This window comes from Ruegeria sp. HKCCD6647-2 (assembly GCF_057221075.1).
This window is the reverse complement of the sequence record NZ_JBWVBD010000018.1, coordinates 1-11,689: the sequence shown is the minus strand read 5'-3', so window position 1 is coordinate 11,689 and position 11,689 is coordinate 1. Positions and strand designations below refer to the sequence as shown.

Sequence of the window (11,689 nt, the reverse complement as noted above, 5' to 3'; positions counted from 1 at the left end):
ATCAGCTCGATCTCGTCGCGCTGGCGGCCCAGCTCGGATGTGATCGAGCCGAACAGCTCGGGGTCACGCTCGGCAAGGGACTGGGTGAAAAAACCGTCGGAACGGTGGGGAGCATTCATGGTTCATATCTCCGTTGAGAAAGGCCGATGCGGCTGCCTTGGATGCATTGGCTGATGTTTCAAATGAGTCTCAGATCACTCGGTCACGTGGTTCGCGGCCTTCGAAAAAGTCACTCAGGTTATCGAGCACACGGAACCCCATCGCCTCGCGTGCCTCTTTTGTGGCGCTGCCCAGATGCGGCAGCATCACGAGGTTGTCGCATTGCAAAAGGTCCGGGCTGATGCGGGGTTCCCCATCGAAGACGTCCAGTGCCGCGCCGCCGATCATGTCGAACATCAGGGCTTGGATCAGCGCCCATTCGTCGATCACTTCACCGCGTGCAGTGTTGATCAGAAAGGCATCGGGCTTCATCAGGCCCAACCTGCGCGAGTTGATCAGGTGTCGGTTTGCAGCACCACCGGGACAATGGAGCGACACGAAATCGCACTGTGGCAATAACTCGTCGATTGCGTCTACTTGCTTTGCATTGCACTGGGCCAGAACGTCCGGGGCCACCTGGCTGCGGTTGTACACAAGTATGTCCATGCCGAACCCGTGATGGGCGCGGCGGGCCATCTCTTGCCCAATACGGCCGTAGCCGATGATGCCCAGCGTTTTGCCGCTGACCTTGGTGCCGATCAGATGTGTGGGTCGCCAGCCGGTCCAGTTTCCGGCGCGCAGCTCGCGCTCGCCCTCACCCGCCCGACGTGCCACCATCAGCAGCAGCGTCATGGCGATATCGGCGGTGCATTCGGACAGCACGTCAGGCGTATTTGTCACCGTCATGCCCAGCCCGCGGGCCGACGGCTCGCAGATATGACTGTAGCCGACACCATAATTGGCGAGGATCTTTGTCTGCGCGCTAGGCACATCCAAAGCTTCCGCGCTCAGCGTGTCCGTGACCGTTGGCAGCACAGCGTCATAGGACTTCAGCGCTTGCCGGATTTCGGCCGGGGACATGGGTTTGTCCCCGGTGTTCAGTACGGCGTTATAGTTCTCGGCCAGTTGCGCCTCGACGGCGGCAGGCCAGCGACGGGTAACCAGGACCGAGGGTTTGACCATCACGCTGCCTCCATCACGCGGGCAATGGTTTCGCCGATGACAGCCGGGTTTTCAGCCACGGTCACACCGGCGGCGGACAGGATCTCGACCTTCTCGCTGGCGCTTTCGCCAAAGGCCGAGATGATTGCGCCCGCGTGGCCCATGGTTCGGCCTTTGGGTGCGGTCAGACCTGCCACATAGGCGACTACCGGCTTGGTGACGTGATCGCGGATGTATTCAGCAGCTTCGGCTTCCTGCGGGCCACCGATTTCGCCGATCATCGCGATGACATGGGTGTCCTCGTCCTCTTCGAACCGCTGCAGGATATCCTTGAAGGACGACCCGTTGATCGGGTCGCCACCGATCCCGACGCTGGTCGAAACGCCAAGCCCGCGCTCTTTCAGCTGAGCCGCAGCCTCATAGCCCAGCGTGCCCGAGCGGCCAATGATTCCCACATGCCCGGGCAGGTAGATGTGTCCCGGCATGATCCCCAGCAGTGCCTTACCGGGAGAGATCGTGCCCGCGCAGTTCGGCCCGGTCAGAACCATGCGCTTGTCCCGTGGATAGCGATACATGTACCGCTTGACCCGGATCATATCCTGCGCCGGAATACCGTCGGTGATGCAGACGCAGTAACGGATACCGGCATCCGCCGCTTCCATGATCGAATCTGCTGCGAACGGCGGCGGCACGAACACAAGGCTGGCATCCGCCCCGGTGGCTTCGACAGCCTGTTTGACCGTGTCAAAGACCGGCACGCCTTCGACGGTTTCGCCGCCTTTTCCAGGCACGACACCGCCCACGACATTGGTGCCGTAGTTCAGCATGTCCTTGGTGTGGAACCGGGCCATGCGCCCGGTGATGCCCTGCACGATAACGCGCGAGTCACGATCGAGAAGAATGCTCATTACACAGCCCTCATCTTGGTGCCTTGAGTAAGGTCGTTTTTCCATGCGCCGACGGCGCGTTCGGCGGCTTCCATAAGCGTCGTCGCGCGAATGATCGGCAGGCCCGATTTCGCAAGGATTTTCTGCCCCTCTTCGACATTGGTGCCAGCCAGTCGCACGACAACCGGGATGTCGATGTCCAGTTCCTTCAGCGCCTGAACGACGCCTTCGGCAACCCAGTCGCAGCGGTTTATGCCGGCGAAGATGTTGACCAGGATCGCCTGCACATTTTCATCCGACAGAACCAGCCGGAACGCTTTGGCCACACGTTCTGGTGAGGCTCCGCCGCCGATATCGAGAAAGTTGGCGGGCTCGCCCCCGGCCAGTTTGATCGTATCCATCGTCGCCATCGCCAGACCGGCACCGTTCACGATGCAGCCGATATTGCCGTCCAGTCCGACATAAGACAGGCCCCGGTCCGCCGCGCGGCTTTCGCGCGGGTCTTCCTGGCTTTTGTCGCGCAGCTCGGCGATCTGCGGGTGACGGAACATGGCGTTGTCGTCAAAGCTCATCTTGGCGTCCAGGGCCAGGACACGGTCGTCGCCGGTGATGACCAGCGGATTTATCTCGACCATGGTGGCGTCCAGATCGCTGAAGGCCGAATAGCAGCCTTGCAGGGTACGAACCATCTGCTGGATCAGCTTGGGTTCCAGCCCCAGCTTGAACGCAATTTCACGTGCCTGGAATTCCTGCAAGCCAACCGCCGGTTCGACAATCGACCGGACGATGCTGTCGGGTCGTTCGGCCGAGATATCCTCGATCTCCATTCCGCCTTCCGACGAGGCCACGATCATGACCCGCTGGCTGGAACGATCGAGCACGAAGCCAAGATAGATCTCGCGATCAATAGGAACGGCGGATTCGACATAGACGCGGTAGATGCCTTTGCCTTCCGGCCCGGTCTGATGTGTAACCAGTTTGCGGCCGAACAGGTCATCGCAGGCCTCGTAGATTTCATGCTCGGTGTTGCACAGCTTGACACCACCGGCCTTGCCGCGACCGCCTGCGTGGACCTGAGCCTTGACGATCCATTTGTCGCCACCCAGTTCGCGGGCGCGATAAGCCGCCTGTTCGGGGCTGTAGGCCAATGCACCCGACGGCACATCGACGCCGAAGTTGGCAAGGATTTCCTTCGCCTGGTATTCGTGGATATCCATCTGATCCGCTCCTGTTTATGCAGCGATTGAAGTGCCGTAACGGCTTTCCAGCAAAGCCTCGATGGCTTCCTGATCGACAGTTCCGCCCAGCTCGCGCAGGGCCTCGGCGAACAGGCGCACGATCCGGCTGACCGCCTCCCGGTTCAATTGGTTGAGGATGCCGATGCGCACCTGAACGGGCGCGCTGAGCGTCGGCCAGATGCCGAAGCCCCGGGCGCGGCAGTTCTGAACCAGCTCCATCTCGCGACCCGCCAGTTCCGGCGGCAGGTTCAGGACGACAAGGCTGGGCATGTCCGAGGTCACTTCGCACCCCATTTCGGTCACGGCGTCGCGCAGAACCTTTTCGTGGGTCCGGTAAGACTGTGACCGTTTCGCCAGGCCTTCCATCAGCGTCAGGCGCAGGGATTCGTGGAATGCAGCGACGGCATATCCGGAATGTGTCCGGTGGTAGGTGCCTTTTTCCACGTCTTTCCCGTCGACGATGCCCCAGTGGCGGGCTTCGAAAATCGGATTGTGCACGTAGGTATATGCACCCGAGGTTTTCAGGGACTCGATATAGGCGTCCGTGAAGCTGACCGGCGCGTAGGTCAGGGGCAGGCAGCACAGGCCTTTCTGCGGGCACGAGGCCCAACCAGCGATTCCGGGGTGGTCGTCGATCGAAAAATCATCGGCCCCCAGTGACGAAACCGCGTCGATCAGGCCCATTGCACCGTGGCGCTCGCAGGCATCCGAGAAGCCGCGCAGGTCATTGACACGGCCTGATCCGGTTTCCCAATGCGCCATGAAGGCCCATTTCGGTTTGTGCTGAGCTAAAGCGGCCTCAACCACTTCTCCGGTCACGGGCTGGCCATGCGGAACCTCGATCACCGTGACGCTGGCGGCCTGAGGGTCAAGCGGGTTGGCGGAATGCTCTTCGGGAGTCGCGGCCTTGATGCGCAGCGTCAGCGCATCGATGCCGGAAAATGTGCCGTTGGTGAAGGCAACGACCCTGTCACCGGGCATGACGGCGGAAAACATGGTGTCCAGCGCGCTCCATCCGGTGCCGGCAACCGCGAATGTATAGGCATTCTCGGTGCCCCAGATCTTCCGCAGCATGTGTTTGCATTCGACCATGCCCCTAAGGACATCGCCCTGCATGTGGTCCGCGACACCGGCGCTGGCAAAGGCGCGCAGAACGCGGGCGTCGGTATTGCCCGGTCCCGGACCGGCAGCGAGAGTCTCGGGAATCTCGAGCGGAGGGAAAATCTGAAAAGTCATGGTTTGACATCCTCGGCTGTTGGTCTGGGCCGTGGCCCGTTGTGTTACGTTGGCAGACAGAAAACCGAGACTTGCCAGATCGCGCAACGTAACTTACTACTGCTTTAGGATGGCTATTAGTATGGGAAATAACCTACCCATAGTGGTAAAAATACCGATGTATACCGAAAAGCACCCCGCCAAAATGGGTAGTTTTTTGGAAAATTAGGGAGAAATCAGTTGGTTGATGCCGCCAAACCCCCGATCGATGTCATGTTGGCCGACAGTAACCCGCTGGTTCTTTCGGCGATGTCCGAAATCTTCGAACGCGACCCGCGATTCTCTCTCGTCGCGACATCAGCCACCGCCGAAGGGTTTCTTGGAACGGTTATGCGAGTCCCGGTTCAGGTTGGTGTGGTGGACTGGAATCTTCCGGTATTGGGCGCGGCCAAGCTGATCGAAGTGTTGCGCGAACAGGCCAATGCGCCCCGTTTTGTCGTCTACGGCGATACGGCAGGTGACATCCCGCGGCTGGCGATGCAGGCAGGCGCCGCGGGATTTGCCGCCCGGTCCGGTGAGGTCGAAGTCTTGCTGGAAACCTGTGCCGATGTGGCGGCGGGCAAAATGGTGTTTCCATTCATCGACGTTCGGAAGATGCAACAGGACCCGATCCAAAGCTTGTCGCGCAAGGAACGCACAATTCTTGAGGCACTGGCCAAGGGGATGTCGAACCGCGACCTGTCCAAAGAGCTTCAGATTTCGACGAATACGGTCAAGTTTCACCTGTCGAACATTTACGAAAAACTGTCGGTGAAAAACAGAACCCAGGCGATCGCGTTTTACTATTCGTCGCAATATTCTGGCGGATAGGTTGATCGCTGACCGCTATTCCAACGACACCCACAGCACCTGTGCATCTTCTTTGCTGGTCGATATGCAGCCGTGCCCCATCCCGCTGTCGTAATATAGCGCGTCGCCCGCCTTCATCGGCAGCGGCCGATAATGTTCCGAGATAAAGATCAGCTCACCGCTCAGAACATACATGAACTCCTCGCCGGAGTGCCTGATCCAGGTCTCAAATTCGGAAACATCTCGTGCCTTGATCGTGGCAATGTAGGGCAGCATCCGTTTGCTGGTCAGTTCCGAGCACAGCAACTCATGCACATAGGTTGGCGTTTGTCGGGTTTCGCCCGCGCCCTTCGGAGTGAAGTCTCGCCTTCCCGATATCCCTGATTGCCCGGACTGCAAAAACAGCTGGGGCGTGTTCATATCCAGTGCTTGTGTCAGACGGCGGACGATGTCGAAGCTCGGCCGGGTCTGATTGTTCTCGATCTTGGACAAGGTCGAACGCCCTATCCCGGCGGCGCGCCCAGCTTCCTCCAACGTCCAGCCCTTGGCGCGTCGCGCGTCCCGGATGGATCGCCCCAAGGCGGCGCCATCGTGTTCTTCCGGCCCGGAAACCTCCGTTTGATTTTCTTCCGTCACGCGTAATCCCCCTGTTTTATCGAAGGTTACAAAAATCCCCTTTTGGATACAACTTCACATTTTAGAGATTTGTGTTGCTTTACGTGTACGATTTCCACTATAGGAAACAAAATTTCGTACTGAGGATTCGGTTCAGATGGAGGAGACCATGTTCAAAACGCCGCTGACTGAGGCTGATCCGGTCATTGCCGCGTCGATTTCGCGTGAGGGCAAGCGCCAGGCGGAACAGATCGAACTGATCGCATCCGAGAACATCGTCTCACAGGCCGTGATCGACGCGCAGGGTTCTGTCTTGACGAACAAATACGCAGAAGGCTATCCGGGTCGCCGTTATTACGGTGGTTGCGAATATGTCGACGAGGTCGAGGTCGAGGCCATCGAGCGTCTCAAGAAACTGTTTGGCTGCGACTATGCCAACGTCCAGCCGCACTCGGGCGCGCAGGCCAACGGGGCGGTCAAGCTGGCACTTCTGAGCCCGGGCGACACGATCCTGGGCATGTCGCTGGATGCCGGTGGGCACCTGACCCATGGTGCGAAGCCTGCCCAATCCGGCAAGTGGTTCCGCCCGATCCAGTATGGGCTGACGGATGCAGGTCTGATCGATTATGATAAGGTTGAAGAACTGGCCAAAGCCGAAAAACCCAAACTGATCATCGCGGGTGCATCTGCCTATTCTCAAAAAATCGACTTTGCCCGCTTCCGCACCATTGCGGACGAGGTTGGTGCATGGCTGCTGGCGGATATGGCGCATATCGCCGGACTGGTCGCAACCGGCTTGCATCCTTCACCTGTCGGTCATGCGCATGTTGTGACGTCAACCACGCATAAAACACTGCGCGGTCCCCGTGGCGGGATCATCCTGACAAACGACGAAGCTTTGGCGAAAAAGATGAATTCCGCCGTTTTCCCAGGGCTTCAGGGTGGCCCGCTGATGCATGTGATCGCAGGTAAGGCTGTGGCATTCGGTGAAGCACTGAAACCGGAATTCAAAGAATACATGCAGCGTGTTGTCGACAGCGCCTCGGCCCTGGCGAATGTGATGATGTCGCGGGGATGTGACATCGTTTCGGGCGGAACCGAGAATCATCTGATGCTGGTGGATCTGCGCCCGATTGGCGTAACCGGAAAGGACGCCGAAGCCGCGCTGGAACGCGCCGGTTTCACCTGCAACAAGAACAGCGTACCAGGTGATCCGGAGAAACCCACCATCACAAGCGGTATTCGTCTTGGCACTGCAGCCGGCTGCAGCCGTGGTTTCGGACCTGAAGAGTTCCAGCAGATCGGCCATCTGATCGGTGACGTGCTGGACGCCCTCGCGCAGTCGCCGGAGGGCGACGAAGCGGTCGAAAAAGAAACTCGCGAAAAAGTTCGCGCCCTGTGCGCAAGCCACCCGATTTACTGAGAGAACACCTAATGACCACCTACGATCTCATCGTTATCGGGGGCGGGCCGGGCGGCTATGTGGCTGCCATCCGCGCGGCCCAGCTGGGCATGAAAGTCGCCTGCGTCGAAGGGCGCGGCGAGCTGGGCGGGACCTGTCTGAATGTGGGGTGCATACCCTCCAAAGCGTTGCTGACCTCCTCGGCCAAATATGCCGAACTTGCACATCTCTCCTCCCACGGTATTGCGGTCGAGGGGGCCAGCATCGATGTGGCGGCGATGATGGGGCGCAAGGACAAGATCGTCGGTGATCTGACCAAAGGCATCGCGTTTCTGTTCAAGAAAAACGGGGTTGAACTGATCCAAGGCTGGGCCAGCATTCCTGCGGCCGGGCAGGTCAGGGTTGGCGATGAGGTCCTTGGGGCCAAAAACATCCTGATCGCGACGGGCTCGGAACCGACGCCGCTGGGCGGGATCGAGATAGACGAGCAAGACGTCCTGAGCTCGACCGGCGCAATTGCGTTGGAAAGCGTGCCGGAACATCTGGTTGTTGTTGGTGCGGGCGTGATTGGGCTTGAACTCGGGCAGGTCTGGGCGCGGTTGGGTGCGAAGGTCACGGTTGTGGAATATCTCGACCGCGTACTGCCTGGCATCGATGGCGAGATCGCGAAGCTCGCGCAGCGCGCCCTGACAAAGCGTGGCCTCAAATTCCAGCTGGGTCGCGCATTGAAAACCGTGGCTAAGTCCAAAGCCGGGTTGACGTTGATTATGGATCGGGTCGGCAAAGACAAGGAAGAGGTGATCGAGGCCGACAAGGTCCTGATCGCCGTCGGACGCCGCCCGGTGACGCGCGGGTTGGGGTTGGAAGATTTAGGGGTGGCCCTTGACCCGCGCGGTTTTATTGAAGTGGACGGTAATTTTCAGACCACTGTGGATGGCGTCTATGCGATTGGCGATTGCGTACCGGGACCGATGCTGGCGCATAAGGCCGAAGAAGATGGCGTTGCCTGTGTCGAAATGCTGGCCGGGCAGGGCGGTCATGTGGATTACAATACCGTTCCGGGCGTCGTCTACACCGATCCCGAAGTTGCCTCGGTCGGTCTGACCGAGGAGGAACTGAAAGCGACCGATACCGAATACACGGTCGGCAAGTTCGCATTCATGGCGAATTCGCGTGCCCGTTCGATCGGGGAAACGGACGGAGCGGTCAAGGTTCTGGCTGGCACCGACGGCAAAATTCTGGGCGCACATATTTGCGGCGCGCATGGCGGCGATCTGATCGCCGAGCTGGTTTTGGCCATGACCAAGGGCGCAACGGTCGCCGAGGTCGCAGCGACCTGCCACGCGCATCCGGCCATGGGCGAGGCGGTCAAAGAAGCCTGCCTTGACGCCATGGGCCGCGCGATCCACGCGTGAACGAGGGGAACCAGATGACTATCCAGCTTCGCCCCCGCCATCCGGAAAAGGCAAAAAAGACCGACAGTGTCATTCCGCGCAAGCCCAAGTGGATTCGCAAGAAAAAAGGCGACAGCGCCGAGTATTACGAAACCCGCCGCCTGATGCGCGATCACGATCTGGCGACTGTCTGCGAAGAGGCTGCGTGCCCCAATATCGGCGAATGCTGGTCCAAGCGCCACGCGACCATGATGATCATGGGCGAAATCTGCACCCGTGGGTGCTCTTTCTGCAATGTAGCGACCGGTCGCCCCGATGTGCTGGATGTGTTCGAGCCCGGCCGAGTCGCGGCGGCGGTGAAAAAGCTGGGCCTGCGCCACGTTGTGATCACGTCCGTAGATCGTGACGATCTGGAGGATGGCGGAGCAGACCATATCGCTCAGACCATCCGCGCGGTGCGCTACCAAAACCCGGGTACCACGGTCGAAGTGCTGACCCCTGACTTTTTGGGCAAAGGCGATGCGGCCGACATTGTCTTCGACGCGGCGCCGGACGTGTTCAATCACAATCTGGAAACCGTGCCGCATCTGTATCCGGCGGTTCGTCCCGGCGCGCGCTACTACACGTCGCTGCGGCTTCTGGACGACGCCAAACGCGCGAACCCGAATATGTTCACCAAGTCCGGCCTTATGGTAGGCTTGGGCGAGACTTTGAACGATGTGCGTCAGGTGATGGATGACCTGCGCGCCGCCAATGTCGATTTCCTGACGGTTGGACAATACCTGCAGCCGACGCCGAAACACCACCGGATTGACCGTTTCTGGGCTCCGGAAGAGTTTAAAAAAATAGAACAAATCGCCCGATCAAAGGGCTTTCTGCACGTGTCGGCGACTCCGCTGACCCGGTCGTCGTTCCATGCGGACGAAGACTTTGCCGCCCTCAAGCAGGCCCGCCAGCGGGCCATCGCCAACGGGGCATCAACCTAACGCAAATGGGAGGGATACCATGGAAGCGTTAAACTCAATCGTAGGAGCCATCAATGGCGTCGTATGGGGGCCGCTGATGCTGGTTCTCATTCTGGGCGTAGGCTTCTTTCTCCAGGTCGGCCTGAAATTCATGCCGATCCTGCGCATTGGCACGGGCTTCAGCCTGCTGTTCAAAGGCCGTGAAGGTCAGGGCGAGGGGCAGATCAGCCCGTTCAACGCGCTGATGACCTCGCTGTCGGCGACCATCGGCACCGGTAACATCGCCGGTGTGGCCACTGCTGTCTTCCTGGGCGGTCCGGGCGCATTGTTCTGGATGTGGATGACCGCCCTGGTGGGCATGGCCACCAAATATGCCGAAGCCGTCTGCGCGGTGAAATACCGCGAACAGGACGAACTGGGCAACTTTGTCGGCGGCCCGATGTACTACATCAAGAACGGCCTGTCCGCGAACTGGCATTGGCTGGGCTGGGCGTTTGCCCTGTTCGGTGCAATTGCCGCGTTCGGCATCGGCAACGGTGTGCAGGCCAACGGCGTGGCGCAGGTTCTGGATTCGAATTTCGGCGTGAACACCTCGGTCACCGGAGTGATCCTGATGGTTCTGACCGCCGCCGTCATTCTGGGCGGCATCACCCGCATCGGTGCGGTTGCGGGTAAGCTGGTACCGTTCATGGCAGTTGCCTACATCATTGCCGGCTTGCTGGTTCTGCTGATCAACATCGGCAATATCGGCAGCGCACTGTCGCTGGTCTTCACCTACGCGTTCACTCCATCCGCCGCCGAAGGTGGTTTCGCAGGCGCAGCCGTCTGGGCCGCAATCCGTTTTGGTGTGGCTCGTGGTGTGTTCTCGAACGAAGCCGGTCTGGGTTCTGCTCCGATCGCACACGCAGCGGCCGAGACAAAAGGCCCGGTCAATCAGGGTCTGATCGCGATGCTGGGGACCTTCATCGACACCATCATCGTTTGCTCGATCACCGGTCTGGCGATTATCTCGTCTGGTGCATGGACGTCGGGTGAATCCGGTGCGGCGCTGACCAGCCACGCGTTCGAGCTGTCTCTGCCGGGTATTGGTGGTTCGCTGATCGCCGTCGCTCTGTCGATCTTTGCCTTCACCACAATCCTGGGTTGGTCCTTCTACGGCGAGAAATGCGTCGAGTTCCTGCTGGGTGTCAAATCCCTGATTCCCTACCGCGTGCTGTGGATCGTCATGATCTACTTCGGCGCAACCGCGGATCTGGGCTTCATCTGGCTGCTTGCTGACACGCTGAACGCCATGATGGCCATCCCGAACCTGATTGCCTTGGCGTTGCTGAGCCCGATCGTCTTCAAGCTGACGAAAGAGTTCTTTGCCAGCGGCGGCCAATCTGAAGAGCCAGGCGGCACAGCAGCCGAGTAAGCTCGGAACTAAACCTCACGGGGGGCCGGTCCGGCCCTCCGCTTTCCGAAACCAAATACAATTCCCGAGGAGATGCGTGATGGCCACGAAAATCCTGCTGCCCATTGATCACACTGATGACCGTTCCTGGAAACAGGCTCTGCCGGTCGCTCTGGAACAGGCCAGATTCTACGGGGCCGAGTTGCACGCGATCTCTGTCATCCCCGAGATCATTCAGTTACCGAACCTCCCCGCCAACTATGGCGCGGGTGCCAAGGAGCACGTGCGTAAGGCGGTTCAGGCCATTCTGGATCATGGCAATGCTTCCGACGTGCCCGTGCATATCGAAGAAGGCAGTGTCTACCGCGAAATCCTCAAGCTTGCCTACAAGGAGGGTTTTGATCTGATCGTCATGGCCTCGACCAAGGGCGATTTCCCAAACTACGAGATTGGCCCGAACCTGTCGCGTGTCGTGCGCAATGCGCATTGCACCGTCATGGTCGTTCGCGACCGATCCCGCTGATTGAAAGGCCATACCGATGACCGATATTAAGCGCACGCCTCTTTACGCTTTGCATGTTGAGTTGGGTG

The 11,689-nt window shown here is 59.5% G+C and carries 11 protein-coding genes; 6 read left to right on the top strand and 5 right to left on the bottom strand.

Features of this window, described 5'->3' with window-relative positions:
• Window positions 1–189: 189 nt before the first annotated feature.
• The 4 genes from AC2TDJ_RS21025 to AC2TDJ_RS21010 are packed head-to-tail and all read right to left on the bottom strand — an operon-like array spanning window position 190 to window position 4,501.
• Complete coding sequence (locus AC2TDJ_RS21025) at window positions 190–1,161, bottom strand: 2-hydroxyacid dehydrogenase (RefSeq protein ID WP_480844635.1); 972 nt, start codon at window positions 1,159–1,161, stop codon at window positions 190–192.
• Entirely contained in the window at window positions 1,161–2,048 is an 888-nt protein-coding gene (gene sucD / locus AC2TDJ_RS21020; protein WP_480844634.1) for a succinate--CoA ligase subunit alpha, read from the bottom strand. Before sucD ends, AC2TDJ_RS21025 begins: the two co-directional genes overlap by 1 nt.
• Window positions 2,048–3,244: a malate--CoA ligase subunit beta gene (locus AC2TDJ_RS21015; protein WP_480844633.1), complete on the bottom strand. Its 1,197-nt coding sequence runs from the start codon at window positions 3,242–3,244 to the stop codon at window positions 2,048–2,050. The genes sucD and AC2TDJ_RS21015 overlap by 1 nt, the downstream gene beginning before the upstream one ends.
• 15 nt (window positions 3,245–3,259) lie before the next feature.
• Complete coding sequence (locus AC2TDJ_RS21010) at window positions 3,260–4,501, bottom strand: pyridoxal-phosphate-dependent aminotransferase family protein (protein ID WP_480844632.1); 1,242 nt, start codon at window positions 4,499–4,501, stop codon at window positions 3,260–3,262.
• Window positions 4,502–4,753: 252 nt separating this feature from the next.
• On the opposite strand from AC2TDJ_RS21010, the gene AC2TDJ_RS21005 reads away from it, so the two are divergent.
• Entirely contained in the window at window positions 4,754–5,350 is a 597-nt protein-coding gene (locus tag AC2TDJ_RS21005) for a LuxR C-terminal-related transcriptional regulator (protein WP_480844636.1), read from the top strand.
• Window positions 5,351–5,365: 15 nt separating this feature from the next.
• Here the strand turns inward: AC2TDJ_RS21005 and AC2TDJ_RS21000 are convergent, their stop codons facing one another.
• Window positions 5,366–5,965 carry a helix-turn-helix domain-containing protein gene (locus tag AC2TDJ_RS21000; protein WP_480844631.1) on the bottom strand — a complete coding sequence of 200 codons (600 nt, stop codon included), beginning with the start codon at window positions 5,963–5,965 and terminating at the stop codon, window positions 5,366–5,368.
• A gap of 148 nt (window positions 5,966–6,113) precedes the next feature.
• Here AC2TDJ_RS21000 and glyA point away from each other — a divergent pair, with 148 nt between their 5' ends.
• The 5 genes from glyA (at window position 6,114) to AC2TDJ_RS20975 (ending at window position 11,621) form a co-directional block, all read left to right on the top strand.
• Window positions 6,114–7,367: a serine hydroxymethyltransferase gene (gene glyA, locus AC2TDJ_RS20995; protein ID WP_480844630.1), complete on the top strand. Its 1,254-nt coding sequence runs from the start codon at window positions 6,114–6,116 to the stop codon at window positions 7,365–7,367.
• A gap of 11 nt (window positions 7,368–7,378) precedes the next feature.
• Window positions 7,379–8,761, top strand: a complete 1,383-nt coding sequence (lpdA, locus tag AC2TDJ_RS20990; protein WP_480844629.1) for a dihydrolipoyl dehydrogenase — start codon at window positions 7,379–7,381, stop codon at window positions 8,759–8,761.
• A 14-nt stretch (window positions 8,762–8,775) separates the two neighbouring features.
• Complete coding sequence (gene lipA / locus AC2TDJ_RS20985; RefSeq protein ID WP_480844628.1) at window positions 8,776–9,726, top strand: lipoyl synthase; 951 nt, start codon at window positions 8,776–8,778, stop codon at window positions 9,724–9,726.
• A gap of 19 nt (window positions 9,727–9,745) precedes the next feature.
• Complete coding sequence (locus tag AC2TDJ_RS20980) at window positions 9,746–11,119, top strand: alanine/glycine:cation symporter family protein (protein ID WP_480844627.1); 1,374 nt, start codon at window positions 9,746–9,748, stop codon at window positions 11,117–11,119.
• Between the two features lie 79 nt (window positions 11,120–11,198).
• Window positions 11,199–11,621 (top strand): universal stress protein, encoded by a 423-nt coding sequence (locus tag AC2TDJ_RS20975; protein ID WP_480844626.1) that lies wholly within the window; start codon window positions 11,199–11,201, stop codon window positions 11,619–11,621.
• Window positions 11,622–11,689: the final 68 nt, after the last annotated feature.